The following is a 25398-nucleotide window of genomic DNA, read 5'->3' as shown; positions in this document are numbered from 1 at the left end:
CTCAGCCGATATCGGCAAGCGGGGCGAGTGGAGCCAAGCGGTCGAGTGCGGCCCACGTGGTCCGGCAGCGGCGGATGGTCATCTCGTCGGCGTCACCGAGCAATAGGTCGAAGAGGGTCTGCGGATCGCGGCGCCACATGTCGCGAATCGAGGCGCACACATCGTTGCCCAGCAGCCCGGACTGAGCGATCGCGGACACCCAATCGTCGACATTGCCCTGGTGAATTCGCTCGATCGCGTCGTACGAGACGCCACCGTCGAGGAACTCATAGGAAAACATGGCAGAGACCAGATCTCCGACAATGCCGCTATCGACCTTCATGGCGCTGACCTCCAGAAACGAGATTGTTCTGGCGTAAACGCTAGCCCCGCAATGCGTAAAAAATAGTTGCTCATCCCGCACGATTTGGTAACAGAGTTACAGCTGGGACAGATGTTACTTAGATCGGCGCTTCCTCGAACTGCGCGGTAACGTCGTGTTGTGGCCACCAAAATCATGCACAACCCGCAGCAGAGTCGGTTCGAGATCTACTTGGACGACACGCTCGCCGGGTATGCGGAGTACAACGAAACTCCCGGCGTACGGAATTTCAACCACACCCTGACCTACCCGCAGTTTCGCGGTCATGGCCTGGCCGCTCAGGTGGTCGAATACGCGCTGGACTCCTCGCGAGCCGATGGTTTCGAGATCGTCCCGACGTGTTGGTATGTGAACGACTTCATCAACGCCCGTGCGCGTGTTTCACCCCCAGAGGGGTAAAACTCGCGCACAGTTCACGACGCGGCCATCGGGCCCGGCGATGATCCCGATGTGCGCATTTCCCGCCGCAGACTGTTCGGGCTCGGCGCGACTGGTGCTGCAGCCGTGTTGCTCGGCACCGGAGCAGCGTCGAGCGTCAAGCCGTACGCCTCGCCTCGCCGCATAGGCGACCCGTTCTCGCTAGGTGTCGCGTCCGGCGATCCGGCGCCCGACGGCTTCGTGCTGTGGACCCGACTCGCCCCGGACCCGTTCGCCCCGGACGGACTCGGCGGCATGCCCGACCACCCCGTCACCGTGCACTACGAGGTCAGCCACGACGAAGGCTTCACGAATCTGGCACGCAGTGGAAGCGTTGTGGCCACAAGGGCATTGGGCTACTCGGTGCATCCGGAACTATTCGGTCTCGAGCCGGACCGCGTGTACTACTACCGATTTCGCACTGACGACGTCGTATCCCCGGTCGGGCGAACACGGACCACTCCCCTGCCCGGTTCTCGAAAGGCCGCTCTGCGCTTCGCATTCGCATCGTGTCAGGCCTGGCACGACGGGTTCTACACCGCTTACGACCACATGGCCGCCGAAGACCTCGACCTCGTCGTCCATCTCGGCGACTACATCTACGAATACGGCGTCGACGGCAACAAGCGTGGCGCGGCCGTGGAGCCCCAGTTCTACGACGAGCCATACGACCTCGCCGGGTACCGCAACCAGTACGCGCTCTACAAGTCGGACCCGTCGCTGCAGGCCGCCCACTCGCAGTTCCCCTGGCTGGTCACGATGGACGATCACGAAGTCGAAGACAACTGGGCCGCAGACCATTCCGAGGCCGACCTCGAGGTCGACGTGATCCCGGCGCTGTTCCGCCAACGCAGGGCGGCGGCATTTCAGGCGCTGTACGAACACCAGCCGCTGCGGTCGGGGCAAATGCCGCTCGGTCCGGACATGCGGCTGCATCGACGGGTCAGCTACGGCGACCTCGCCGAATTCACCATGCTCGACACCCGCCAATACCGCGACGACCAGGCGTGCGGCGATTCCCAGACCGCCAACTGCGCGGACCGCCTCCGCACGGACCGCACGATTCTCGGTCCGCAGCAACGCGATTGGTTGCTGTCCGGTCTGTCGACCTCGACGGCTCGCTGGCAGGTGATCGGCAACCAGGTCCCGATGGGGCAGACCGACTACGACGCCGGGCCCGCAACCGAAGTCTCGATGGACGCCTGGGACGGCTACGTCGCCGATCGCAACGCGGTCCTCGGTCGGGCCGCGGAGCTAGGTATCGACAACCTCGTCGTCATCACCGGCGACCGTCACCAGAACTACGCGTCGAGCCTGCGCGCCGACTTCGCCAACCCCGAGTCCCCAGTCGTGGGAACGGAATTCGTCGGCACGTCGATCAGCAGCGGCGGCGACGGCGTGGACCTCTCCGACGCAGGCCACAACCTTCTCGCCGCCAACCCGGACCTCGAATTCGTCAACGGTCAGCGTGGTTACGTCAGCGTTCAAGTCGATCAGGACAGGTGGCGCAGCGATTTTCGGGTGGTGCCCTATGTGCAGCGGCCTGGCGCGCCTATCTCGACCAAGGCATCTTTCGTTCTCGAAAAGGGCCCGCCAACCCTCGCCCGTGCGTGATTTTCACCCTCCCAGGGGTGAGACGCGCGCACGGTTCGCTAGCTGAACCCCATCACCCGGTCGCCCCAGGTTTCGCGGAGTTCGCGGTCCGGGTCGCTGGTGACCGTGTCGGTCGAGTCGATTATCAAGGTCAGCCGCTTGGTCTCCTCGTACGGCGGCCAGTGCTTCGATCCATCGATGGCGGCGGGAACGCCGTGGGTCGCGAATGCGAGCCAGCGACGCTGAATGCGTCCCGACACTTCCATCGCCGTCTTGCGACCACCGAGCCAGAAGGTAGGGTCGAAGTTGATGGTCCCGAAATTGCCGAAGACGTACGGCAAGTCGGTCGCGTGCGTGGCGCCGACCCGCGCAGCCTTGAGCATCGGCGTCGCCTGGTCGAAGCGGTACAACCAGGTCGGCGAGTGCCGCGAATGCGCTTCCGCAATCCACAGACTCGGCATCCGAAATCCGGCATCGCGCGAGATCGCCAGCGCCGCTTTGGCCTTCGAAATGTCAGGGTAAGACGAAATGATCTCCGCCAACTTCTCGTGCGACGCATCAGGGTGATCGGCCGCAATGCCCTTCAGCATCTCGTTGACCGCGCCAGGCGTGACCGGCATCATCGCGGACCGAATCAACCGAAACAGCGACGCCTCGTCTTCGTTCGTGCCGATGATCAGCGGAATCCGATGTGACAGACCCTTTCTGAACGCTGCGACCGGGTAGCCCGGCACGATGTCACCGTCGACGACTGGCGCCATGGCAAGGGTGCCGGGCGTTTTCGCAGGGACCTCGTCGACGAGTTGGTCGCTGGCGGCGATGACCCGATCGATGGGAAGCGCACACAGTTCACCGACGCGATCGGGCGTCAGTTCCAGGATTTCCAGGAACCGATGAGCGACACCGATCGCCCGCTCTGCGCCGTACACCGATGTCGCGGGCGGACTTTGCGCAATCGCACGGTGGAACAGTCCGGCTGCGCGCGGCGACACCATCAGCGTCGTGATCGATCCGGCACCGGACGATTGCCCGAATACGGTGACGTTGCCTGGGTCGCCGCCGAACTCGGCAATATTGTCCCGCACCCATTCCAGCGCCGAGATCTGATCGCGCAAACCGAGATTCGACTCGAAGACGTGCTCGTCGGTCGATAATGACGAGAGATCGAGGAAACCGAGCGCACCCAGCCGGTAGTTGATGGTGACGATCACGGCATCGCCGACCGTGGCCAGGTTGCGTCCGTCGTAGACCGCCTGCGCCGACGACCCGATGCAGTACCCACCGCCGTGAATCCAGACCAGCACCGGCCGCGCGGTGTCGTCGACGCCGGTACTCCACACGTTGAGCCAGAGACAGTCCTCGCCGGGCTCCAGGTCGGACTCGATCGGCAGATTGGTCAGGGTGCCTTGCGGCGCGATGCTGCCGAACTTCGTGCAGTCTCGAACGCCGTCCCACGGCTCGGGGCGTTGGGGGCTGCGAAAGCGAAGGTCACCGGTCGGGGCGGCGGCGTACGGAATGCTTCGCCACACGTGCACGTCGTCGTCGACGAACCCCCGGACCGCTCCGCTCGCGGTCATGACGATGGGCGACTCCGGCGATGCATCGACTTCGGTAACCACGGCTCCAGGGTATGCGCTGAAGGTAGCCGCATACCCTAATGCGATGGACCGCTTCACCGACCGTCTCTGGGACGAAACCAAGCAGCTACGGACAGCGATCGACGACTTGGAGTTTCTTCGCCGATTGGGTGACGGCTCGTTGCCGCTCGACGTCTTCCGCACCTACATCGAGCAGGACGCCCTCTATCTGGCCGGCTATGCGAAGGCACTGGCGCTCCTTGCGTCGCGCTCGCCCGATCCCGTGACCGCCGCGTTCTGGGCGACCGCCGCCGCGACCGCTGCGACCGTGGAACTTTCGCTGCACCAAGGCCTGCTCGAAGGCGGGACGCTACCTGAACCAGAGCGGCCCGCCGAGTACTCGTCTGCGTGCCTCGGCTACATCTCGTACCTGATTGCCACCGCAGCGACCGAGCCCTACCCGGTCGCCGTCGCCGCGGTGCTGCCCTGCTTCTGGATCTACGCCGAAGTCGGTCGCGAACTCGCCGTCAGCGCCAAGGACGTCCTCGCCGCCGACCCGGACCACCCTTACGCGAAATGGGTGACGACCTACGACAGTCCGGAGTTCCAGGAGGAGGTCGCGCAGGCCCGTGTGCTTGCCGACGCCGCAGGCGCCGCCGCGACGGACGCCGAGCGAGAAGCCATGATCACGGCATTCACAGTTGCCACACGCTATGAACTGATGTTCTGGGATACCGCGCTGCATCCGCAGCCCTGGCCGCTCGAAAGGACGTAATGACGGCCCACACACCGTTGCGCCACATCTTGATCGCACTCGCCGCGATCGGAATGGTTGCCTCGATGACGACGGCGTGCGCCGACAACGGCACGACCGACGCGACCAAAATTCGCTTCGCTCTCGACTGGACTCCGAACACCAACCACACCGGGTTGTTCGTGGCGATGCGCGAGGGGTTCTTCAAAGACGCGGGCCTGGACGTCGAGGTGCTGCCGTACAACACCGCGTCGCCGGACACCTTGATCGATGCCGGCAACGCCGAGTTCGGCGTCAGCTTCCAAAGCTCGGCCACGTTTGCCAAGGCTGCAGGCGCAGACGTCGTCTCCGTTCTGGCTCCGCTGCAACACTGGGCGACGGGGATCGGCGTCCGCGCGGACCGCACGGACCTGAGCAGCCCGAAAACGCTGGACGGCAAGACCTATGCGGGCTTCGGCGACGCGGGCGAGGTCGAGACGTTGAAGCAGGTGATCCGCAACGACGGTGGCACTGGTGACTTCAAGAACGTGACACTGGGGACGTCGGCGTACGAGGCCGTCTATGACGGACAGGCCGACTTCACCGTGCCGTACTTCGCCTGGGAGGGCATCGAAGCCGAGCATCACGGGACTCCGTTCAAGTACTTCCATTACTCCGATTTCGGCTTCCCCGACGCGTACGCGATCATCATCGACGGCAGTGAGAAGTGGCTGAAGGACCATCCGGAAGAGGCGCGAAAGTTCGTGCAGGCGCTGCAGAAGGGCTACCAACTTGCCGCCGACGATCCCTCGAAGGGCGCGCAGGATCTGCTCGACGCCAACCCCGGAGCGTTCACCGACGAGGCACTGGTGCGGGAGAGCCAGAAAATGCTCGCCGAGAAATACATGAAGGACTCGACCGGCCGGGTCGGGAACCAGACACTCGACCAGTGGACCGGCTACTCACGGTTCCTGTTCCAACGCGGCGTCCTGACCGACGGCTCCGGCAAAGCGCTTACCACCGAACCGGATTGGTCGACGTACTTCACCAATGAGTACCTCAGCGGTCAGTAGGTTCGCGCCCGCACTGGTGGGCGCGGTCGTACTCGTCGGCGCGTGGCAGGCCTACGTGTCGGTCAGCCACATCAAGCCGCAGATTCTGCCGTCGCCCTGGCGTGTAGCTACGCAAGGCTGGTCCCATCGCGATGTGATCGGCACCAACGCCGTTGCCACCCTTCAGGTCACGCTGGTGGGCTTCGCGTTCTCGCTGATCGTCGCATGGACCCTGGCGGTCGCGGTCGACTTCTCCGGGTGGCTTCGGCGGGCGCTGCTTCCGATGTTCGTTACCTCCCAAACGATTCCGATCATCGTGCTCGCTCCGATGATGATCACGTGGTTCGGTTTCGGGTTGTTGCCGAAGGTCCTGCTCGTCGCACTCGTGACGTTCTTTCCCCTCGCGATCGGCCTCATCGAAGGCTTCGCGGCGACAGAACGTGAGGCAGGCGCGTTGTTGCAGAGCATGGGGGCGTCGCGGTGGAAGCAGTTCCGCTACGTCCGGCTCCCGACCGCGCTCCCCCGGTTCTTCACCGCGCTACGCATCGGTGTCACGTACGCCGTCGTCGGCGCGATCTTCGCCGAATACGCCGGAGCGGAAAACGGTTTGGGCATCTACATGGCCCGCCAGAAGCAGATGTTCCGGACCGACCTGGTCCTCGCTGCTGTCGTGGTCACCGCGGTCATCAGCATCCTGCTGTTCGTCGCGACCTACGCGGTCGAGCGCGTGGTCGCCCCGTGGGCCCGGCAGGAACGGCAGAAGCGATGAAGGTCGATGTGTCAGGGCTGACGAAATCGTTCGCGGACCGCCTTGTGCTGGACGGCATCTCGCTCGAGGTGTCCGACGGCGAGTTCGTCGCTGTCATCGGACCTAGCGGCTGCGGCAAATCGACGTTGTTCAATCTGATTGCCGGGCTCGATACTCCGTCGTCCGGCAGCATTCGCGTCGGCGGCGACGACCCGACCACTAGCTCCCACTGCGCCTACATGCCGCAGAAGGACCTGCTGTTTCCGTGGCGCACGGTCCTCGACAACACCACGCTCGGCCTCGAAGTCCAGGGCATGTCCAAGCGGCAAGCACGCGAGCGCGCCCGGACCTTGTTCGACACTTTTGGATTGGCAGGCTTCGAAACCGCTCGTCCCTCCGAACTTTCCGGCGGTATGCGGCAACGCGCGGCGATGCTGCGGACCGTCGTCCAGGACCGCGAGGTTCTGCTGCTGGACGAGCCGTTCGGCGCGCTCGACGCTCTCACCCGCACCGAGATGCAGTCCTGGTTGCAGTCGGTCTGGCAGCAGTATCGCTCGATGGTGCTGATGATCACCCACGACATCCGTGAGGCGGTCTACCTCGCCGACCGCGTCGTCGTGCTGACCGCTCGGCCCGCCCGAGTTCGTCGCGAATTCGTCGTGGATCTCCCCCGCCCACGCGACCTTTCGGCGCTGACGTCACCCGAATTCGTCGCCATCGAGCACGAGTTGATCGAGCTGCTGCACGAGGAAATGCAGCAGGTCACGCCTTCCGATCCGAGTGCCCCAGATCGCGGTCCGGCGAAACGCGGTCGCGGACCAGTTGCTTGAGCACAGTGATCTCGGGAAAACCGTCTTGCTCCTTGCGGTCCCAGATCTGTTCGCCGTCCACAGCAATTCTGAAGACGCCACCGGTGCCAGGGATCAACGCGACCTCACCAAGTTCTTGACCGAACGTCGACAGCAATTCCTGTGCCATCCACGACGCCCGCAACAGCCACTGGCACTGCGTGCAGTAGAGGATTGTGACGCGCGAACTCATAGGCAAACGCTAACCCCGTGCGCGATTCTCACCCGCGGGAGGGTGAAATTCGCGCACGGTTCTACGCAAGCCGCTCCGCCCGCGCCCGGAGGTAGTTCTGCTCGGGCGTGCTGGTGGTGCGGCGCGCAGCGTCTTGATACGCGTCCCGAGCGGCGATCGTGTCGCCCGCCATCTCCAGCAAATGCGCCCGGACCGCGCTCAGCCGGTGATGCTCGGCCAGCCGTTGGTCGCCGTCGAGGGTGGCGAGCAGCTCGAGGCCGGACCTCGGACCGTCCACCATCGCGACGGCGACCGCCCGGTTCAGCGTGACCATCGGTCCGGGCGCGAGCTGGTCCAACACTCGGTACAGCTGGGCGATCTGTGGCCAGTCGGTGGTGTCGGTCGACGACGCCTCGTCGTGCACCGCCGCGATCGCCGCCTGAATCTGATACGGACCCAACGGCGCTCGCGCCAGTGCGTCGCTGACGATGGCCACTCCCTCATCGATCGACGATGTGTCCCACCGGGTTCGGTCTTGCTCGGCGAGCGGTATCAGCGAACCGTCGTCGGTGGTCCGCGCTCCACGTCGCGCGTCGGTCAGCAGCATCAGCGCCAGCAGTCCGGCGACCTCGCCGTTGTCGGGCAGCAACCGGAAGACATTGCGTGCCAACCTGATCGCCTCGGCGGTGAGGTCCGGGCGCTGGAGGTCGTCGCCGGCCGTCGCCGTGTAGCCCTCGTTGAACACGAGATACAGAACATGCAGTACGGCGTCGAGGCGGTCGGTCCATTCGTCGGTCGCCGGGAGCCGAAATCGCGCCCCCGCCTTCTTGACCGTCTGTTTCGCACGGCTGATCCGTTGCGCCATCGTCGTTTCCGGCACAAGAAACGCGCGGGCAATCTGATCGGTCGTCAAGCCGCCGACGGCCCGCAGCGTCAGCGCAATCTGCGACGGCGGCGTCAAGGCGGGATGGCAGCACAGGAACAGCAGCGTGAGGGTGTCGTCGCCGCCGTTGGGCTGTTCGTCGACCGGCGGCGCGTGGAGCTCCTCAGGGCGGTCGAGCGCGATGACGGTGGTCTCCCGGTTACGACGTGCCTCGTCGCTGCGCAGCAGGTCCGTCAATCGGCGCGACGCCACAGTGATCAGCCATGCCCGCGGATTCGTCGGCTGTCCCTGCTCCGGCCATTGCTGCGCGGCCGCGAGCAGGGCTTCCTGGACCGCGTCCTCTGCCATGTCGAAGTGGCCGTAGCGCCGCACGAGCGCACCCAGCACGTGCGGCGCCAACTCGCGTAGCTGATCTTCGATCTCCCTGCCCGCGATCACGACCCTCATTGTGCCTGCGTTACGCGCCTTGCAGGACAGACAGGATGTTTCCAGCCGGATCGGTGAACCAGGCAATGTCAGGTCCCATACCTGCGGCGATCCCGCGCGCCACTCCTTTGTCGTCCTGGTTCATCCCCTCGTAGTGCTCGAACTTCACGCCACGCGCGGCGAGCTCGTCGACATACTTGTCGATGTCGTCGACCTCGAAGTTGAGGATCGTGAACGTCGCGGGCACATGGTTCGGCTTGGGATAGACGAGCACGTCCTTATCGCCCGCGAGGTGCAGGGCGAGGATGTCCATGTCCTCTTCGGTGACGCGGATTCCCAACGTGTCGCCGTAGAAGGCTTTGGCTGCGCCGATGTCGTCGACCGAAAATCCGCTGAATGCCTTGGTGTTCTCGAACATCGTGAAACTCCTTCGTTGTAGGTTCGCAGCACGCTGCTGCCAACTGAGACGTCGGACCGAACCAACCGTCCTCGACATGTCGAGAAACAAATTCTCGCCGCGACGTTCCAGGAAACATCAGAAAGAGGTGGGCGCCGTGAAGTACATGCTCTTGATCTACAGCAACGCCGAAAGTTGGGCCGGGCTGTCTACTGCGCAGCGGATCGAGCTCGGCCGCGGCCACGCCGAGCTGAACAAATCGCTGATCGCGGCCGGAAAACACGTCGCCAGCGCGGGCTTGTCGGACGAGATCAACACCAAAACGGTCCGGGTGCGGGACGGGCTGGTCTCCACCACCGACGGACCGTTCAGCGAGTCGAAGGAACACCTCGCCGGCTTCTACGTCGTCGATTGCGCCGACATCGACGAGGCGATCGAGATCTGTGCGCGCATTCCGGACGCCGCAGTCAACTTCTGCGAGGTCCGGCCGATCGGCGACGAGCCGCAGCTCCCACCGGAGTAGGTCAGGCTTGGGCTCGCCAGAAGGTGGCGCCGTCGTGGCGTTCGACGTCGCCGCTGACGAAGCTGGCGACGGCTGTCGCGGCAACGGTCGAGTCGTCGAATCGCCGACCTAGCATCGGTCCGGCGACGATCTCGACTGCACGTGTTTCTTCGTCGAGTGCGGCGACGATCCGGTAGCCCTCGTAGTCGGCGACCAGTCGCGGACGTGGGTCTTCTTCGACCTCGGCGGCAGCCACCTTGGCTACCGATCGCAGCGCTACGGGCGGGAGCACGATTCCTTCGACGGGACCCGACGCGGTGTTGGAAATGCCCAGCAAGTCCCACCGATTGCGACGATGCGCGACGCGGTCCAGGGTGATTCCGATATGTCCGGACCGCGAGCGCCCTGGCGAATCGGCCATCCACGCATCGACCTCGCAGCGGATGTCTGCGGCGATTTCTTCGGCGGGCATGATGAACGTTTGACGTGGGTCGGCGCCGAGGTCGATGAAAGCCCAGAACGCGGCGCCCGACGGGTCCGCCGACACCGACTCGTCACGTCGGCTGGCGTGCCAGTAACCGGTCGCTTTGGCTTTGATCTGCACGACGCACGACTCGTTGTTCGTTCCGTAGACCTTCACCGCCGTGCGTCCTGACACTTCGAGCCGCTCGGCCCGTCCGCCTCGCTGAACAACGTCATTGATGAACGCCTGAACTCCAAGGGCGGCAATCTGTTTCATTGTGTGCGCGATCCATCCAGAATCGATTCCGCCCCGTGCGCGTCTAGGAGAAGTGTGGCGACGGGCTATCAATGCACAACTCGATGTCGTCCCCAGTCTACCGGCGCGAAACCCTACCCGCGCCCGCCATTACCCTGGGCACATGCTGGTCGCCCCCCGATACGGACAGGCTTCGCTCGCAGACCTCGTCCCGTCGGTGCTTGCCGGGCTGGACGTTCCTGGCGAAAACAACGCGCTGGGACTCGACCTGACGGGCATTAATCGAGTCTGCATTTTTCTCGTCGACGGCATGGGCGCGCAGCTGCTCGCCGGTCAGCCGGATGCCGCGCCGTTTCTTTCCAGCCTCACACCGACCATCCTCACCGTCGGTTTCCCGAGTACGACCGCGACAAGCCTGAGTTCGCTCGGGTCCGGCCTCCCGCCTGGTGAACACGGCATCGTCGGCTACTTATTGGCGGTGCCCGGGCACGAGCGTTTGATGAACCCGCTCAAATGGAAACTGCACGGTCCGGGTGATCGCATAGACCTGCTCAAAGAGCTCGTTCCCGAGCAATTTCAGCCCATCGGCACAGCGTTCGAGCGCGCGACAGCGGCGGGAATTTCGGTCTCGCGGGTCGCGCCGATGTATCAGGGCTCGTCGGGCCTGTCGCGAGCCGCGTTGCGCGGCGGGGAGTTTCGGCCGAACTTCTCGATGGGCGACCTCGCCGACGGCGCATTGACGGCGCTGCGGTCCGGCGACCGGTCCCTCGTGTACGCCTATCACGGCGAACTCGACCTCACCGGTCACGTGCGCGGCCCGCATTCGGAGGCGTGGGCGATGGAACTACAGCAGGTCGACCTCGTTGCGAAGACGATCGCCGAGGGCCTCCCGTCCGACGCGATGTTGATCGTCACCGCCGACCACGGGATGGTCGAAGTGACCACTCGCGTCGATTTCGACAAGCGCAACGAGTTGAAAAGGGGCGTAAAAGATCTCGGTGGCGAGCCGCGCGCCCGGCACGTCTACACCGAGCAGGGCGCGGCGCGGGACGTCCAGAAACGGTGGCAAGAGGCACTCGGTGACGGGTTCGGTGTCTTCACCCGCGACGAGGTGATTGCCAATGGCTGGTTCGGTCCTATCGTTTCCGCGTCGGCCGAATCGCGAATCGGGGACGTGGTCGTCGTGTCGCTCGGATCAGGCGCAGTAGTTCGGTCAGCGGTCGAACCGTTGCAGACGATGTTGATCGGTCACCACGGTTCGCTCACCGAGGCAGAGATGCTCGTTCCGATGCTCGCGTTCCGATAATTAGTCAACAGTTGAAATCGCAAACGTTGATATTTCGCTTTGCACTGTCGGTCCTTCGTTAGTTTTGCTAGTGTTGTCCTCGGTCGTAGTTTCGGTGTTCGTTGTAAAGACGTGCTCAGGATCATGTTGCGGTCGTCCGGCAGTCTCAACGGATCGCCTCGAGTCCCTCGAGAAATCCCAGCGAGAAGTCGCGTGCGCAACCGGCCCGACGGATAGTAAGAGCCATCCGTCGTACCAGTAAGAGAAAGAAAGTAATTCGCATGGCACAGGGCACGGTCAAGTGGTTCAACGCGGAAAAGGGCTTCGGCTTCATTGCTCCCGCGGACGGTTCCGCTGACGTTTTCGTCCATTACTCCGAGATCCAGAGCAACGGTTTCCGTACTCTGGAGGAGAACCAGAAGGTCGAGTTCGAGGTAGGCCAGGGCGCCAAGGGCCCGCAGGCCACCGGCGTTCGTCCGCTCTGAGACTTCCGCTCCAACTGAGCATCTCCACTGACCCCCAGCACCTGATGGCGCTGGGGGTCAGTGCATTTCAGAGGCTTTCAGAGCTTTGTGAATCCGAGCCAGGATGTCGTTTAGCGCTGCTGGCTTGACCTCGATGGTGTCCCGCGTACGCGTTTCCAGGTATCGGCCGTCACCGACGAGGTCGTACCAGCGGACAGTGCCGGTCACGCGTTGGTCGCCGTGGCGAGGTCCGGCGTAGACGCTCAGCGTTCCTTCGCTGGCGCGAGGCGCATTCACGATCTTGGCGTATCGAGCCTTCTCGCTGACGCCGTCGGTCCGCATCACGAAGGGCGCATCGTCGGCGAGCGCTGACGTCGCGAACCGCTGGACCCGCTTGCTGCCCGGACCGGCTTCGGGAAGCCGATCGACGACGAGGCCGGCAACCTTTTCGGCGCTCACCAGCTGCAGGGTGATGTCTCCCCCGCGCCTTTGCGACGCGACCACACCGGGGCGACCGTCGATGCAACCCAGGATTCGCAGCTCCTCCCGCTCCCCCCGACGGCCGTACACCTCGATCCGTGCGCGTGGTTCGGCGATGATGTGGAGCGCGTGATGGAGATCCTCGAACCTGTCCGCCGAGAATGTGTCGCGAGTCTTGGTTCGGTGCGCCTCGTACTCGTCGGCAAGCGCGAAGCGACTGAGGAATCGGAACGGAAACGGCATCCGATCGTTCGCGGGTCCGAACCACAAGGCCGCGAAATCTTCCGCAGGCAACGTCCACGTTCGCAATCCAGTTCCCCCCTGGCCAGCAATTCGAACCGATCTTATCGGCGGCGCCCGAACCGTGTCAGACCCCCTCGCTAACCTCTCCAACATCCGAGAGAGGGGAACAAATGTTCGAACAGCCCGCCCGTGAAGCACTCGCCGACGACGTCTTTTGGAAGGTGCAGTTCGTCTTCACCGACAAGTCGTTGACCAACGACTTCGCCTACACCGTGGGGCTCGCGGAGCGCGGACTTCCGGAGCTCTACATCGAGGCGACGCCAAAACAAGCGGTCAGCGATTCGCCCTGGACGTTGAGCAGCCAGGACTGCGCACACGAGCTGAACAAGTTCGCGAGAATGCTGCTCGCCGGCGAGCTTGTTGCCGGAAAGCCCATCGTTCGTACCTACGACCGCGGGTGCACGACCCTCGACTGGACGCCCGGCGAACCGACCGCCCGGGACAACCTCGAGGTGTACTGCACCGATCCAACCTGCAAGGTCGTCCCCGTTCATGCCGAGATGCGACCTATCGATATCGCCCCGCTCCAAGATCTGGCTCTCGAAGACGAGGCACGCTTTCGCGCCGAGCTCATGCAAGCCGCAATCGACACTGTGCCGAATCCACGCGGACTCAGAGGATTCCGTGCACCGCGTTATATCCAGACTTCATTTTCCTGCACCCAGACGTACGGGCCGTTGACACCCGTGGTCGAGGCGCGCATCTACGCAATTTCCCAAGCGACACCCGAAATGCTGACCGATCTTCTGTTGCGGGGCCTCGACGCTGAGCAGGCTTTCGGACCGCGAGCGGTACTTGGTGTCGCACACGCGCACGCCAAGCGGGTAAGTCGATTGCCCGCCGCTTGGAACGCCGACGCCCAGGCCGTAACCCTCGTGAAGCTACTGCGAGGACGCGACGGAAACTCGCTCGTTTGGCGAACAATTCGGAAGCTGACCGGCTTCACCAAGGCCGAGGACGCTGGCGGCATTCGCCGTGGCCTGTCGGGCTGTCTGGTCGACGCAGTGTCCGCGCTGCTCGTGGCCACAACGGTCGAGGATCAGCTCGACGAGTCGACGCGCCTCGCAGCGCTGGGCCCGTGGAGTTCGGCACGTGAATCGTCGACGATCGCGCCTGACAAGGAGTGGTGGGCACCGCCCCACATCCTCGACGCCATCCGATCGTCGGTCATAGATCTCCAGCTCGACCAGATTCGCGACCTTCACTCCGCATGGGGTGACCTGCGGGAAGGCAGCCTGGTTCCGCTGCTTCGCGGCTTAGCGATAACGGGCGCGCGAGGGTGCCTACCGGCCAAGGAACTCCTCTTCGGCCATCCAATCGGCTTCGCGGCGATGCGCGATCCGGACGTCGACGCCTTCCTTACCGAATTTCTTTGCTGTGCAAGCGCTCTGCTGTCCGAGCGGGCAATGTTCAGCGCGGACGCCGTCCTGACATTTTGCGGACCCCTGCGCGCGGTCTTGCCCAACCTCGAAGCGGTGATGAACGCACCGCTCAGCGAAATCGCTGCATAAGTCGGCGTTTCGTACGGAAGTCTCGGCGGCGAGATCTCACTTCTGTCCGCTGGACTTTCGTACGAAACTCTGCGGCCGAATCGCACGCACCCGGCAGCCGACGCCCTGTCGCCGGACAGTGCATCGAACTCGCTTCCCCATGCCCCGTTGGACGCAGGGCACAACGATCCGGTTCCATCGGGCCTTTCGATCACCCTGATCAAAACCCCACCCCCAACCCAGGCGGTGGCGTAATACCTGCGGCCAGCCGCCTTTCCGCAGGTACAGGCCGTTCGTTAGCTGGCGCATAGAAATCGACAGTTCACCAAGCACGACAACGGCGGAATCAGACCGGCCGGCACGCCGCTACCGTAACTATCCGACCAGGTCAGCGGCATGAAAGGAGACGAAATGGCACCCGAACCAACGCCCTTGCGTCGACCTCGCGCCGATCAGGCACGCCAAGTCGCCGACATCTTGCGCCAGCAGATCCACGCAGGCACGTTCACAAGCGCGCTTCCGCAAGAAGGCGCACTGGCAGCCGAGTTCGATGTCTCGCGAAACACGATTCGCGATGCCCTCGCGCTCCTCAAAGACGAAGGACTGATCGATCGCGCGCCGAAGGTCGGCACTCACGTCGCCCAACGCAAATACGACCACGGACTCGACGCGCTGCTGGGTCTGAAGGAGACACTCCGAGGCCACGGCGACGTGCGCAACGAAGTCCGCACGGCCATCCTCGTCACGCCACCGCCGGCCGTCGCCCGCCGGCTGCAACTCGACCCCGGCGAGCAAGCCGTTTACATCGAGCGGTTGCGCTACCTCGGGGATCTGCCGCTCAGCCTCGACCTGACCTACCTGGTCCCGGACATCGGCGCAGAAATCCTCGAACGCGACCTCGAGACCAACGACGTGTTCGCCCTTATCGAGCAGATCAGCGGCGGACCGCTCGGCTCGGCAGACCTCGCGCTCGAAGCCATCACCGCAGACGCGCATTCTGCAGCAACGCTTCAAATGCCCGAGGGTGCAGCCCTGCTCCTGTTGGAGCGGCTCACCAAACTCGACGACGGCCGCCCCGTCGATCTCGAATACATCCGCATGCGTGGCGATCGAATCACCATGCGCGGCAGCCTGACCCGCCAACCCGACCCGAACAGCTGGGAGCTCACCTGATGGCACTGGTCAATCAGCGCACCGACGTGCCCGTCACGATCGACGAATCGCTCTGTATCAAGGGCTGCACACTGTGTGTCGAAATCTGCCCGCTCGACTCGCTCGCCATCAACCCCGACAACGGCAAGGCGTTCATGCACGTCGACGAGTGCTGGTATTGCGGCCCATGCGCAGCCCGCTGCCCAACCGGTGCCGTCACCGTAAACATGCCCTACCTTCTCCGCTGAAAGAATAAGGAACACAGGATGAAACGCCGTTTCTCGGCAATCGCCATCGCCGCAGCACTCGCCGTCACTGCCGCTGGCTGCTCACTCGAAAAGTCCGACGACACGCCAGCCGGTGCAGTGAAAGTCGTCATCGGCTACCAGTCGAAGACCATCAACACCGTCACTGCCGGAACACTGCTCAAGGCCAAGGGTTACCTCGAGCAGCGCCTCCAGAAGATCACGGATGGCGGCGGCGCGAAGTACACGGTCGAGTGGCAGGACTACGACACCGGCGCTCCGATCACGGCGCAGATGGTGGCCGAGAAGATCGACATCGGTTCGATGGGCGATTACCCGCTGCTGATCAACGGATCCCGCACCCAGGCCAACGAGCGCTCCAAGACCGAATTCCTCTCGGTCACCGGGTACAACCCCAAGGGCGCGCTCAATATGGTTGTCGTCAAGCCGGATTCGACTGCAACGAGCATCAAAGACCTCGCCGGCGAAAAGGTCTCGGCCAGTGTCGGATCCGCCGGCCACGGCACGCTTGTGCAGGCACTGACGCGCAACGGAATCGATCCGTCGAGCGGAGTCGAGGTGCTGAACCAGCAGCCGCAGGTCGGGGCGTCCGCGTTGGAATCCGGCCAGGTGGGCGCGCTGTCGCAGTTCGTCGCGTGGCCAGGGCTGCTCGTGTTCCAGAACAAGGCCAAGCTCCTCTACGACGGTGCCGAACTCAACGTCCCGACGTTCCACGGCGTTGTCGCGCGCAAGGCGTACACCCAGGACCACCCCGAAGTGGTCGACGCGTTCCTGCAGGCACAACTGGATGCAACGAAGTTCATCACCGAAAGCCCGCTGGATGCAGCACAACTCGTCGCGGATGGCTCGGGACTGCCAGCTGAGGTCGTGTACCTCTACAACGGTCCGGGTGGCACGTCGTTCGATACCACGCTCAAGCCGAAGCTGATCGACGCGTTCAAAGGCGATGTGCAATACCTGAAGTCGATCGGCGATTTCGCGGACCTCGACATCGACCAGTTCGTCAACGACGGACCGATCCGCGAGGCCTTCGAAGAAGCCGGACTGAACTACGACACAGCGCTCGCCAACAACGCAAATCCGAGCGCGCTGCCGGGCGACCCGGCACTGGCCGGCGACGTGTGGTTCGACGGCGACAAGCAGGCCCAACCGGTCACCAACCCCACCGCCCTCCTCCGCGCCGTCAAACAGGCTCAGGCACAGGGTAAGAAGGTTCGCGCGGCCTACGTTCCGGACGCCGAATTGGGCACCCGCTGGTTCGCGGACAAGGCGATCTGGGTCCACGATGGCGACAACTACCTGCCGTTCACGACGACCGCTGCCGCTGACCGCTACCGCACCCAGCACCCGACGGCCACCGTCGTCTCCTACGAGCAAGCTGTGACGGAAGTCCGGCAATGACATCGGCAACCCTGCCAGCCGTGAAGTCCGTCGAGCCGGTCGCGGTGCCAGCCGCCCGACCGGCGGTACGGCGGCCCTCGCCGTGGCGGTCCCGAATCGTTCGGCTGGCATCGGTTGCAGTCGCAATCGGGTTGTGGCAGTTCCTCACAACCCACAACGTCCGTGCGTGGCTTCGCTTCGACACCTTGCCGACGGTCACCGAGATCGTTAGCAACTTCGGCAAGCAACTCGGTACCGGCACCTATTGGCTGGACCTCGCGCAGTCGTTGGTCCGGATCCTCAGCGGGTTCGGACTGGCGGCGGTCGTCGGTGTCGCGGCCGGGATCGCTCTCGGAAGGTCACGGTGGTTCGCCGATATTCTCGGACCGCTGACCGAGCTGGCACGCCCGATCCCCGCGATCGCCCTCGTTCCCGTCGCGATCTTGCTCTTCCCCAGCGACGAGTCGGGGATCGTCTTCATCACCTTCGCTGCCGCGTTTTTCCCGATCATGGTCAGCACCCGCCACGCGGTCCGTGCGCTGCCGACCATCTGGGAGGACGCGGTCCGCACTCTCGGCGGCGGTCGGCTGGACACCCTTGTCCGGGTGATCATTCCGGGGATCCTGCCGGGTGTGTTCAGTGGATTGTCCGTCGGCATCGGTGTGGCATGGATCTGTGTCATCTCCGCCGAGATGATCTCCGGACGTCTCGGCGTCGGCTACCGGACGTGGCAGGCGTACACGATCGTCGACTACCCGGGCGTCTTCGTCGGGATGATCACGATCGGAGTGCTCGGGTTCCTGACTTCCGGAGCGGTCGAACTGCTCGGCCGCCGCGTGACGCGCTGGCTACCACGGGAAGGACTGTCGCGATGACCGCCACGATCACCGCGGGGATTTCGCTGCAGGTCGAGGACGTACGAATCGGCTACGGCGACAACACCGTTATCGAAAGCCTCAGCCTCGAAGCCACTCCCGGCGAGATCCTCGTCCTCACGGGCCCGTCCGGCTGCGGCAAGTCGACCTTGCTGCGCGCGCTCGCCGGGCTACTCAAACCGACCGCCGGCCAGATCCTCGCCGACGGCGACCCAGTGACGGGAACTGCCGCCGACCGTGCGCTCGTGTTCCAGGACGACGCCTTACTCCCGTGGCGCACCGTACGCTCCAATATCGAACTTGCCCTTGCGCTTCGAGGCATACCCCGTGGTCGGCGCCGCTCGACAGCCGAACGCTGGATCGAAGAAGTCGGGCTACACGGCTTCGACAAGTACCTGCCGCGAGACCTGTCGGGCGGCATGCGTCAGCGAGTTCAGTTGGCGCGCAGCCTCGCCGGGTCACCTCGGGCGGTACTCATGGACGAGCCGTTCGGCGCCCTCGACACGCAGACCCGCGCCACGATGCAACGCTTGCTCGTCGACACTTGGCGGACCCATCCGACCACCATCGTCTTCGTCACTCATGACGTCGACGAAGCGCTGTTCCTCGGCGACCGCGTCGCGGTGCTCGGCCGCGCCGGCGCCGGACTACGCACCATCGTCGACGTGCCACTCCCCCGCGATCGCAAGGCCGCTGCACAGCCCGACACACTCACCGCTCGCACCGAAATCCTTGGGGCTCTGGACCACTGATGTTGATACCTGACCTGGCCGACACGATCCGCATGGACTGCGACGTACTCGTGATCGGCGGTGGCACCGCGGGCACGATGGCCGCGCTGACCGCCGCGGAGAACGGTGCGAAAGTCCTGCTGCTCGAGAAGGCCCACGTCCGCCACTCGGGCGCGCTCGCCATGGGCATGGACGGCGTCAACAACGCCGTCATTCCCGGCAAGGCGGTGCCGGAGGACTACGTCGCAGAGATCACGCGGGCCAACGACGGAATCGTCAACCAGCGCACGGTGTATCAGACGGCGACCCGCGGCTTCGCGATGGTGCAACGGCTCGAGCGTTACGGCGTCAAGTTCGAGAAGGACGAGTACGGCGAGTATGCCGTCCGCCGCGTTCATCGGTCCGGCTCCTACGTGCTGCCGATGCCCGAAGGCAAGGATGTCAAGAAGGCGCTGTATCGCGTTCTGCGACAACGAAAGATGCGTGAGCGGATCACCATCGAGAACCGCCTCATGCCGGTCCGGGTGCTGACCGAGAATGGTCGCGCAGTCGGTGCTGCCGCGTTGCACACGCGCACAGGCGAATTCGTCGCCGTCGGAGCGAAGGCCGTCATCCTCGCAACCGGTCCGTGCGGTCGCCTCGGACTTCCAGCATCCGGGTATCTCTACGGCACGTACGAGAACCCGACGAACGCGGGCGACGGCTACTCGATGGCCTATCACGCCGGTGCCGAGCTGTCAGGGATCGAGTGCTTTCAGATCAATCCGCTGATCAAGGACTACAACGGTCCGGCGTGTGCGTACGTCGCGAATCCGTTCGGCGGTTACCAGGTCAATGCCCAGGGTGAGCGATTCGTCGACTCCGACTACTGGTCCGGTCAGATGATGGCTGAAGTGAAGGACGAGATCGAGTCTGCACGCGGACCGATCTATCTGAAGGTGTCGCACCTGCCCGACGAGACATTGAGCACGCTGGAAGGGATTCTCCACACCACCGAGCGCCCGACTCGTGGCACCTTCCACGAGAACCGTGGCCACGACTACCGAACCCACGACATCGAGATGCACATCTCCGAAATCGGGCTCTGTAGTGGGCATTCCGCATCCGGAGTATGGGTCGACGAGCACGCGCGCACCACAGTTCCCGGGTTGTACGCAGCCGGCGACCTGGCCTGTGTGCCGCACAACTACATGATCGGCGCGTTCGTCTACGGCGACCTCGCCGGTGGGCACGCCGCGTCGACGTTGGCGGATGTGTCGGCTCCGGCGGACTTGCCCGCGGACCAGCTCGCCGCAGCGCACGAGCTCGTCTACGAACCGCTCAAGCACCCGGACGGTCCGCCGCAGCCGCAGGTCGAGTACAAGTTGCGACGCTTCGTCAACGACTACGTCGCCCCACCGAAGACGGCGACCAAGCTGTCGATCGCGGTCGAAACGTTCGAGCGAATGCGCAACGAGATCGCCGAGATGGGTGCGACCACACCACATGAGCTCATGCGTTGCGCCGAGGTGTCGTTCATCCGCGACTGCGCCGAGATGGCGTCGCGATCGTCGTTGACGCGCACCGAATCTCGCTGGGGGCTCTACCACGAGCGGTCCGATATCCCGCAGCGCGACGACGTCGAATGGCGCTACCACCTGAACCTCAAACGCGGCGACGACGGCGAGATGCAGTTCCTGAAGCGTCCCGTCGCACCGTATTTCGTACCCGTTCCCGGTCTCGACGGTGTGCCGTCGACGGGAGACGTGATCGCGGTCGAGCAGCCCGAATTGGTCGGCGGCCGAGCACCTCTGGAGTCGCCGACTCGCCTCAAGGAGGAACGTCCGCAGCTCTCGTCGCCGCGGATCGTCGAGGTCCTCGCATTGGATTCACCTACGGTCGAGGAGCTTTCGCCATTCCTGACCGACGCCGACCCGCAGGTCCGCGCGACAGCGGTCTCGGTTCTGACCGAAGGTACGCCCGACGGATTCGCCGTTCCGCTGATCGGCGCGCTTGGCGATCCAGGCGCGGAAGTCAGGCGAAAGGCCACCGAGGGCCTTCGCGAGTTGGTCGAGGTGCTGCCGTCGGCGGACGGGCTCAGCGCCTACCTGGGCTCCGACGACGCAACGGTCCGCGCTGCGGTCGTCGACCTCTTACGCGCATTGAAAGCCGGCTCGACGGCAGAGTTCGCGACCGCTCTCACCGACAACGATCACCGGGTACGGATCGAAGCGGTCCGGGCGCTGGTATCGCTGAACGACTGGGAGACAGTGACTTCGGCGCAACGTGACGACAACCGCGAAGTCCGCGTGACGGTGGCGAACGGTCTGGCGACGATCGGTTCCGGCGGGCTCGACACGGTCCGGGCGTTGGTCGACGACCGCGATCCCCTCGTCCGGGCAGCAGCCTTGACAGCGTTCGCGTCGCTCGGCTGCGACGACGTCGACGCCGCCATTGTGGCTGTCGCACTGAAGGAATCGGCGTGGCAGGTGCGGCAAGGCGCGGCGCGCGGTCTGGCCGGGGCGCGCCCAGACATCGCCGTCGCACCCTTGACCGTCGCATTGGAGGACCCACACCTGGACGTCCGTAAGGCGGCGGTCCTGTCGCTCAGCGTGTGGCCCGATGACGCTGCGGCACAAGCCAGTTTGCTGGTCGCAGAGAACGACACCGATTCCGATGTCCGCGCCTACGCCCGCCGTGCGCGCGTCTCACCCTCCGAGGGGTGAAATTCACTCACAGTTGTGGCGTCCAGCGGGAACTCCTCGTAGCGGTCGGTGGTCACGCTCCAGGCGGTCAATGTCTGCCCGCTGACACTCGGACTGTGCACCACGTGCGTCGTTCCGTCGTGAGTGATGCGAGCCGGCCGGCCCTCGAGCAGATGCCAAATGGCTTGGGGTTCGCCCTTCCCGCGCAACGCTTGAAATAGATCGTGCGTTGTCGCCGCCGTCGGCGGAGCGCTGTCTGCGGTCTCGATCAGGTGGCGAGCGTGGCGGTCGGGGTCGGCGACTATGGCAATTGTGTCGTCGGTCAGCGTTGATGAATCTGCGGACTCCGACGAGACCGCTGGAGCATTGACCTGCACGCTTCCGTCAGCAGGACGCTGCACGGGCGCGTAGCCAGCGGCTCGTAAGGCCGAAATAACCTCTGCAGCGCTGCTTTTCGACGCGACCACCGTGGGTGCGAGCGACGCGAGTTCCAACTTCGCAAGCTTGCGGGTAGCGACCAACTCGAGCAAGACGGTCGGGTCATCGGACAGAATTGCGCACCCAAGCTCGACGACGCCCAACTTCCCGTGGGTGCGAGCAACGTCGTTGATCAGGTATTCCAAGGCCTGCGGGATCTCCGACTCCGCGATCACCCGGAGACCGTCGAGCAGCTGCTCAGCCGTGGCGCCGTCGTCGAAGGCAGAGCGGACGCTGTCCGGGGTGAAGCGCCACATCGTCGCCGTACCACCGGATTCGCGCGTCCCGACGCGGTCGAGCAATCGCGAAAGCTCGGGTGTCGGCGGACCGAACACGACCGCGGTGAGGTCCGCGCCGATGACCGCCGTCGTATGCGCACCCGACACGAGCTCGGCGACAGCTTCATCGAGTCCACCACCAACCATGCTTCGCCCCAACGATGTTGCTGTACCGAACGCAAGCAGACCAAGTAGCTCGGCCTCCTTGGTTGCGCCGGCGAGTAGGGGGTCCAGGTGCTCGGTCTCGACCAGCGGTGCATGCCACAAGAGCAACGGGGTCAGGTCGTAGGGCGCAGCGAAGCCGGTGCCCGGCTCGACGCGGGCGTACTCCTCGAGCAGGTGTATCCGAACCATGCCGTGTGCGGTGCTGTCGCGAAGCTCGGCGGCGATCTTTGCATCCAGTAGTGGGGTCGAGCTCGCTTCCCACCATGTGTCGAGGAGCCTCGTCGCCCGTTCGTCCGGCGCCGCCGCGAGCCAACTAGGCGCCGACTCACCTGGAATAAGTCCCGTGCTGGTCGGCTCGGGCGCGGACTTGCGGCGGCGACCCTTCGGCGGATCGGGCGGCAGCGGGTCGAGAAGCCTAGCGTCGGTCGCCAATTGCAAAGCGAGAGTGACCTGTTCGACGTCGGCGCCGAGATCTTTGGCCAACAATTTCACCGCGCGAACTCCGACCTGCTCAGTCTTCAGCAACGGAATCGGTTCGGCTGCAGCACCATCGAGGATATTCGACGTCACTTCCAGCATGCGGAGCAGCCGTGACGCAGCCTCGCTCTCGACGTGTTCCACATACACCGGCGCCACCGCGATAGCAGGCGGTTGCGGATGGAATGGCAGTCGCCAGCCAGTCCCCCGCAACGCGACCGCAACTTCTAGCGGCATCGACGCGGAACCCTGCCCGTCCGGCCATAACAGTCCGCGGTCGACGGCCCAATCGCCACGCATGGTGAACTGCGCCCGGCGCCCCCCGAATGCCGATCTGTCCATGTATTCGATGTCGGCGCCCTGCTCGGCGCAGTCGAGAATCAGATCCCGCGCATCCAGCGGAGCATCGTCCACAAGTTCGATGACCTCGTTGCGGTCCCCCAGGAACTTCGCAAGCCGGTCGATCACCTCCAGCTTGGTCCCGTCGCCCCTGACCTTCAGTTTCGCGGCAACGAGCCGAAGAGCCGATAGCGTTGCCCCTTCCAGAACGGTCCGCAATGGCGGGCCGAGCCGGGTGCCGATCAGTGGAAATCTGAAGGCGTTGACGACGTTGCCATCGGCAGCGCTCCAGGCAAGAGCGCAGTCGGCGAGGTCGGTGAGGAATCCCCGAACCACGTCGACGTCGCTGCCGAGCCACTTCGCGACGTCATCGACGGCGACCGACGGTCCGAGCGATCGCGCCAACGTGATGGCTCCGAGAACCTCCAGGTGCGGCAGTGTCAACCGGGCGTAGGCGTCCATCACGGAGTCGTACCTGGTCAGCCGAGTCGCGAGGTCCGAGATGTGCGCCGGCCACGGCACGCTCAACGCGTCGTTGCGATTGCGCAGGACCGTCGCCAATTGCGCAGCATCGAGCGACTTCAGATACGCGAGCAGGGCGTCGACCGGCTGACCTGGCACAACCTGACCCTAACTGTGCGTGAGTTTGGCCCCTCTGAGGGCCAAATTCACGCACAGTTCTAGAGCCCGACGGCGACTCTGCGTCGGTCGAGCCATCGTGCGAGCAGGCTCCGCTGCGAACCGGTGACGACAGCCGACAGACGTTGGAGCGATGCCGCGATCGAAGCGCATTCGCGTCTCTGCGCCGGCCCCTCGACCGATCGACTGAGTCCGGGCACGACCGTTTCGGCGACGCACTCAACCCGCGTACCTGCCCCGATGGACGTCAAGTGATACGTCACGGTCCTGCTGTATTCGTCCGCCGATGGCAACCGGTAGCGGCGAACGACGCGATCTGCCGTGTGCTCGGCAACCTCGGCCACCAGTTGCGTCCCGCGGGCGTAGACCGCGCCGGTGATACCGAGATCCACCGAGAACTGGTCCCCCACCGCCGTCATCGTGTGCAGTCCGATCACCCACCTGCACAGTCGATCCGGCTCGACCAGCCACGGCAGCAACACATCCCTGCGCACAGGAATAGTGGCCGTAGCGGCGGCGCGAATGCTCACGTGGTGAGTATCGACTGTGCGTGAATTTCACCCCTGTGGGGGTGAGACACGCGCACGGGTGTGAGGGGTCCTTCACGCATTGTTTACGGACAACGTCTCGATGCGAAACACTCCGGCGCGACGGTATACCGCGATGGATACCGAACCGAAAACCGACAAGAACAGCCTCCGCGAGCAGGCATATCGGGAGCTACGACGACGTCTCCTGGCTGGTGAATTGTCTGCCCGCACCCGACTCGTCGAGGCCCGCGTCGCCGAACTGATCGGGGCGTCACGAACGCCGGTCCGGGAGGCGATGGTGCGATTGCATGCCGACGGAATGCTGACCCGTGAGGCCGACGGCTACTACCCCGTCGTCCCGGACCTTGCGAGCGTGCGAGACCTCTACGAAGTGCGAATCACGTTAGAACTCCGCGGAATTACGCGGATGATCGAGAACCCGCACCTGACGTTCGACGTCGACGCGTTAGCCACGTTGCGTGACGACTGGCTCGGTCTGAAGGCATCGCCGCCCGAACCCGGTCCGGACGTCGTCCTCCTCGACGAGGACTTCCATCTCCGATTGTCCGCAGCCGCAGGCAATCCCGCCCTCACCCGTGCGTTACAGGCGGTGAACGGTCAGATCCGGCTGGTCCGGATGTACGACTACGCCACCGAAGAGCGCGTCACGAAAACCATCGAAGAACACCTGGAGATCGTCGACTTGATCCTGGCCGACGACCTCGAGCGAGCCCGCACTGCACTACACCACCACGTCGGCGCGTCGTACGAAGTTGTCGAAGAGCGCGCGGCGCATGCCGTGACCGCCCATGCGCTGGGCCGTCCCATCGAAAGGAGTCTCAATGACCGTGTCAAGCCGCAGCTGTGAGTCGAGCTGGGACTTCCGAGGTGAATTCCCGTCTGTCGCGGAGCAGGGCCCAGAGGACGTCGACGAGCCGGCGGGCGAGGGCGAGGAG

Annotated in this window: 26 protein-coding genes; 17 read left to right on the top strand and 9 right to left on the bottom strand. The window is 64.4% G+C overall.

Annotation, left to right across the window (positions count from 1 at the left end; all coding sequences use genetic code 11):
- Position 1: 1 nt before the first annotated feature.
- Positions 2-322 carry a hypothetical protein gene (locus FGL95_RS28010; protein ID WP_169593595.1) on the bottom strand — a complete coding sequence of 107 codons (321 nt, stop codon included), beginning with the start codon at positions 320-322 and terminating at the stop codon, positions 2-4.
- 159 nt (positions 323-481) lie between these two features.
- On the opposite strand from FGL95_RS28010, the gene FGL95_RS28005 reads away from it, so the two are divergent.
- Together FGL95_RS28005 and FGL95_RS28000 are read left to right on the top strand one after the other, a co-directional pair.
- Positions 482-760 carry a GNAT family N-acetyltransferase gene (locus tag FGL95_RS28005; protein ID WP_169593594.1) on the top strand — a complete coding sequence of 93 codons (279 nt, stop codon included), beginning with the start codon at positions 482-484 and terminating at the stop codon, positions 758-760.
- 51 nt (positions 761-811) lie between these two features.
- Positions 812-2392, top strand: a complete 1581-nt coding sequence (locus FGL95_RS28000; RefSeq protein ID WP_169593592.1) for an alkaline phosphatase D family protein — start codon at positions 812-814, stop codon at positions 2390-2392.
- Between the two features lie 38 nt (positions 2393-2430).
- Here FGL95_RS28000 and FGL95_RS27995 read toward each other — a convergent pair whose 3' ends face one another.
- Entirely contained in the window at positions 2431-3948 is a 1518-nt protein-coding gene (locus tag FGL95_RS27995) for a carboxylesterase/lipase family protein (protein ID WP_169593849.1), read from the bottom strand.
- Between the two features lie 85 nt (positions 3949-4033).
- Here FGL95_RS27995 and FGL95_RS27990 point away from each other — a divergent pair, with 85 nt between their 5' ends.
- The 4 genes from FGL95_RS27990 to FGL95_RS27975 are packed head-to-tail and all read left to right on the top strand — an operon-like array spanning position 4034 to position 7311.
- On the top strand, positions 4034-4723 hold the full coding sequence (locus FGL95_RS27990) for a TenA family protein (RefSeq protein WP_169593590.1): 690 nt from the start codon (positions 4034-4036) through the stop codon (positions 4721-4723).
- Positions 4723-5754, top strand: a complete 1032-nt coding sequence (locus tag FGL95_RS27985; protein ID WP_169593588.1) for an ABC transporter substrate-binding protein — start codon at positions 4723-4725, stop codon at positions 5752-5754. The genes FGL95_RS27990 and FGL95_RS27985 overlap by 1 nt, the downstream gene beginning before the upstream one ends.
- Positions 5732-6502, top strand: coding sequence for an ABC transporter permease (locus FGL95_RS27980; RefSeq protein WP_169593586.1), 771 nt, complete (start codon positions 5732-5734; stop codon positions 6500-6502). Before FGL95_RS27985 ends, FGL95_RS27980 begins: the two co-directional genes overlap by 23 nt.
- Entirely contained in the window at positions 6499-7311 is an 813-nt protein-coding gene (locus FGL95_RS27975) for an ABC transporter ATP-binding protein (RefSeq protein ID WP_169593585.1), read from the top strand. Before FGL95_RS27980 ends, FGL95_RS27975 begins: the two co-directional genes overlap by 4 nt.
- Here FGL95_RS27975 and FGL95_RS27970 read toward each other — a convergent pair.
- The 3 genes from FGL95_RS27970 to FGL95_RS27960 form a co-directional block, all read right to left on the bottom strand.
- Positions 7244-7522, bottom strand: a complete 279-nt coding sequence (locus FGL95_RS27970) for an Rdx family protein (protein WP_169593583.1) — start codon at positions 7520-7522, stop codon at positions 7244-7246. The genes FGL95_RS27975 and FGL95_RS27970 overlap by 68 nt on opposite strands.
- A gap of 61 nt (positions 7523-7583) precedes the next feature.
- Positions 7584-8831 carry an RNA polymerase sigma factor gene (locus FGL95_RS27965; RefSeq protein WP_169593581.1) on the bottom strand — a complete coding sequence of 416 codons (1248 nt, stop codon included), beginning with the start codon at positions 8829-8831 and terminating at the stop codon, positions 7584-7586.
- Between the two features lie 10 nt (positions 8832-8841).
- Positions 8842-9228: a VOC family protein gene (locus FGL95_RS27960; RefSeq protein WP_169593580.1), complete on the bottom strand. Its 387-nt coding sequence runs from the start codon at positions 9226-9228 to the stop codon at positions 8842-8844.
- Positions 9229-9373: 145 nt separating this feature from the next.
- Between FGL95_RS27960 and FGL95_RS27955 the strand changes: the two genes are divergently transcribed.
- Positions 9374-9730 (top strand): YciI family protein, encoded by a 357-nt coding sequence (locus FGL95_RS27955; protein WP_240963368.1) that lies wholly within the window; start codon positions 9374-9376, stop codon positions 9728-9730.
- A 1-nt stretch (position 9731) separates the two neighbouring features.
- Here the strand turns inward: FGL95_RS27955 and FGL95_RS27950 are convergent, their stop codons facing one another.
- Entirely contained in the window at positions 9732-10448 is a 717-nt protein-coding gene (locus FGL95_RS27950) for a hypothetical protein (RefSeq protein ID WP_169593577.1), read from the bottom strand.
- Positions 10449-10590: 142 nt separating this feature from the next.
- Here FGL95_RS27950 and FGL95_RS27945 point away from each other — a divergent pair, with 142 nt between their 5' ends.
- Both FGL95_RS27945 and FGL95_RS27940 read left to right on the top strand, forming a co-directional pair.
- Positions 10591-11733, top strand: coding sequence for an alkaline phosphatase family protein (locus FGL95_RS27945; RefSeq protein WP_169593575.1), 1143 nt, complete (start codon positions 10591-10593; stop codon positions 11731-11733).
- A gap of 260 nt (positions 11734-11993) precedes the next feature.
- Positions 11994-12197: a cold-shock protein gene (locus tag FGL95_RS27940; RefSeq protein WP_169593573.1), complete on the top strand. Its 204-nt coding sequence runs from the start codon at positions 11994-11996 to the stop codon at positions 12195-12197.
- 57 nt (positions 12198-12254) lie between these two features.
- Here the strand turns inward: FGL95_RS27940 and FGL95_RS27935 are convergent, their stop codons facing one another.
- Positions 12255-12965, bottom strand: coding sequence for an ESX secretion-associated protein EspG (locus tag FGL95_RS27935; RefSeq protein WP_169593571.1), 711 nt, complete (start codon positions 12963-12965; stop codon positions 12255-12257).
- Positions 12966-13069: 104 nt separating this feature from the next.
- On the opposite strand from FGL95_RS27935, the gene FGL95_RS27930 reads away from it, so the two are divergent.
- From FGL95_RS27930 to FGL95_RS27900, 7 genes are all read left to right on the top strand, one after another.
- Entirely contained in the window at positions 13070-14470 is a 1401-nt protein-coding gene (locus FGL95_RS27930; protein ID WP_169593569.1) for a hypothetical protein, read from the top strand.
- Positions 14471-14860: 390 nt separating this feature from the next.
- Complete coding sequence (locus FGL95_RS27925) at positions 14861-15622, top strand: GntR family transcriptional regulator (RefSeq protein ID WP_169593567.1); 762 nt, start codon at positions 14861-14863, stop codon at positions 15620-15622.
- On the top strand, positions 15622-15849 hold the full coding sequence (locus FGL95_RS27920; protein ID WP_169593564.1) for a 4Fe-4S dicluster domain-containing protein: 228 nt from the start codon (positions 15622-15624) through the stop codon (positions 15847-15849). Before FGL95_RS27925 ends, FGL95_RS27920 begins: the two co-directional genes overlap by 1 nt.
- 18 nt (positions 15850-15867) lie before the next feature.
- Positions 15868-17268, top strand: a complete 1401-nt coding sequence (locus FGL95_RS27915) for an ABC transporter substrate-binding protein (RefSeq protein WP_169593561.1) — start codon at positions 15868-15870, stop codon at positions 17266-17268.
- On the top strand, positions 17265-18122 hold the full coding sequence (locus FGL95_RS27910; protein WP_169593559.1) for an ABC transporter permease: 858 nt from the start codon (positions 17265-17267) through the stop codon (positions 18120-18122). The genes FGL95_RS27915 and FGL95_RS27910 overlap by 4 nt, the downstream gene beginning before the upstream one ends.
- Entirely contained in the window at positions 18119-18874 is a 756-nt protein-coding gene (locus FGL95_RS27905) for an ABC transporter ATP-binding protein (protein ID WP_169593557.1), read from the top strand. Before FGL95_RS27910 ends, FGL95_RS27905 begins: the two co-directional genes overlap by 4 nt.
- Complete coding sequence (locus FGL95_RS27900; protein WP_169593555.1) at positions 18874-21558, top strand: fumarate reductase/succinate dehydrogenase flavoprotein subunit; 2685 nt, start codon at positions 18874-18876, stop codon at positions 21556-21558. Before FGL95_RS27905 ends, FGL95_RS27900 begins: the two co-directional genes overlap by 1 nt.
- On the opposite strand, the gene FGL95_RS27895 is transcribed toward FGL95_RS27900, so the two are convergent.
- Both FGL95_RS27895 and FGL95_RS27890 read right to left on the bottom strand, forming a co-directional pair.
- Positions 21519-23894: a helicase-associated domain-containing protein gene (locus tag FGL95_RS27895; protein ID WP_169593553.1), complete on the bottom strand. Its 2376-nt coding sequence runs from the start codon at positions 23892-23894 to the stop codon at positions 21519-21521. The genes FGL95_RS27900 and FGL95_RS27895 overlap by 40 nt on opposite strands.
- A 59-nt stretch (positions 23895-23953) precedes the next feature.
- The gene (locus FGL95_RS27890) at positions 23954-24442 is read right to left on the bottom strand and encodes a hypothetical protein (protein ID WP_169593551.1); all 489 of its coding nucleotides are present in this window, start codon (positions 24440-24442) and stop codon (positions 23954-23956) included.
- Positions 24443-24575: 133 nt separating this feature from the next.
- On the opposite strand from FGL95_RS27890, the gene FGL95_RS27885 reads away from it, so the two are divergent.
- Positions 24576-25310 carry a GntR family transcriptional regulator gene (locus tag FGL95_RS27885; protein WP_169593549.1) on the top strand — a complete coding sequence of 245 codons (735 nt, stop codon included), beginning with the start codon at positions 24576-24578 and terminating at the stop codon, positions 25308-25310.
- Positions 25311-25398 lie beyond the last annotated feature (88 nt).

It is taken from the genome of Antrihabitans stalactiti (assembly GCF_012932915.1).
GTDB lineage: Bacteria > Actinomycetota > Actinomycetes > Mycobacteriales > Mycobacteriaceae > Antrihabitans > Antrihabitans stalactiti.
This window is presented reverse-complemented; position numbering and strand designations above follow the sequence as displayed.

What these genes read in the sequence shown, in the direction of transcription:
- FGL95_RS28010 (WP_169593595.1), bottom strand. Translation starts at nt 322, where the DNA reads ATGAAGGTCGATAGCGGCATTGTCGGAGATCTGGTCTCTGCCATGTTT.
- FGL95_RS27995 (WP_169593849.1), bottom strand. Translation starts at nt 3,948, where the DNA reads ATGACCGCGAGCGGAGCGGTCCGGGGGTTCGTCGACGACGACGTGCAC.
- FGL95_RS27990 (WP_169593590.1), top strand. Translation starts at nt 4,034, where the DNA reads ATGGACCGCTTCACCGACCGTCTCTGGGACGAAACCAAGCAGCTACGG.
- FGL95_RS27985 (WP_169593588.1), top strand. Translation starts at nt 4,723, where the DNA reads ATGACGGCCCACACACCGTTGCGCCACATCTTGATCGCACTCGCCGCG.
- FGL95_RS27980 (WP_169593586.1), top strand. Translation starts at nt 5,732, where the DNA reads ATGAGTACCTCAGCGGTCAGTAGGTTCGCGCCCGCACTGGTGGGCGCG.
- FGL95_RS27975 (WP_169593585.1), top strand. Translation starts at nt 6,499, where the DNA reads ATGAAGGTCGATGTGTCAGGGCTGACGAAATCGTTCGCGGACCGCCTT.
- FGL95_RS27970 (WP_169593583.1), bottom strand. Translation starts at nt 7,522, where the DNA reads ATGAGTTCGCGCGTCACAATCCTCTACTGCACGCAGTGCCAGTGGCTG.
- FGL95_RS27965 (WP_169593581.1), bottom strand. Translation starts at nt 8,831, where the DNA reads ATGAGGGTCGTGATCGCGGGCAGGGAGATCGAAGATCAGCTACGCGAG.
- FGL95_RS27960 (WP_169593580.1), bottom strand. Translation starts at nt 9,228, where the DNA reads ATGTTCGAGAACACCAAGGCATTCAGCGGATTTTCGGTCGACGACATC.
- FGL95_RS27955 (WP_240963368.1), top strand. Translation starts at nt 9,374, where the DNA reads ATGCTCTTGATCTACAGCAACGCCGAAAGTTGGGCCGGGCTGTCTACT.
- FGL95_RS27950 (WP_169593577.1), bottom strand. Translation starts at nt 10,448, where the DNA reads ATGAAACAGATTGCCGCCCTTGGAGTTCAGGCGTTCATCAATGACGTT.
- FGL95_RS27945 (WP_169593575.1), top strand. Translation starts at nt 10,591, where the DNA reads ATGCTGGTCGCCCCCCGATACGGACAGGCTTCGCTCGCAGACCTCGTC.
- FGL95_RS27940 (WP_169593573.1), top strand. Translation starts at nt 11,994, where the DNA reads ATGGCACAGGGCACGGTCAAGTGGTTCAACGCGGAAAAGGGCTTCGGC.
- FGL95_RS27930 (WP_169593569.1), top strand. Translation starts at nt 13,070, where the DNA reads ATGTTCGAACAGCCCGCCCGTGAAGCACTCGCCGACGACGTCTTTTGG.
- FGL95_RS27925 (WP_169593567.1), top strand. Translation starts at nt 14,861, where the DNA reads ATGGCACCCGAACCAACGCCCTTGCGTCGACCTCGCGCCGATCAGGCA.
- FGL95_RS27920 (WP_169593564.1), top strand. Translation starts at nt 15,622, where the DNA reads ATGGCACTGGTCAATCAGCGCACCGACGTGCCCGTCACGATCGACGAA.
- FGL95_RS27915 (WP_169593561.1), top strand. Translation starts at nt 15,868, where the DNA reads ATGAAACGCCGTTTCTCGGCAATCGCCATCGCCGCAGCACTCGCCGTC.
- FGL95_RS27910 (WP_169593559.1), top strand. Translation starts at nt 17,265, where the DNA reads ATGACATCGGCAACCCTGCCAGCCGTGAAGTCCGTCGAGCCGGTCGCG.
- FGL95_RS27905 (WP_169593557.1), top strand. Translation starts at nt 18,119, where the DNA reads ATGACCGCCACGATCACCGCGGGGATTTCGCTGCAGGTCGAGGACGTA.
- FGL95_RS27900 (WP_169593555.1), top strand. Translation starts at nt 18,874, where the DNA reads ATGTTGATACCTGACCTGGCCGACACGATCCGCATGGACTGCGACGTA.
- FGL95_RS27885 (WP_169593549.1), top strand. Translation starts at nt 24,576, where the DNA reads ATGGATACCGAACCGAAAACCGACAAGAACAGCCTCCGCGAGCAGGCA.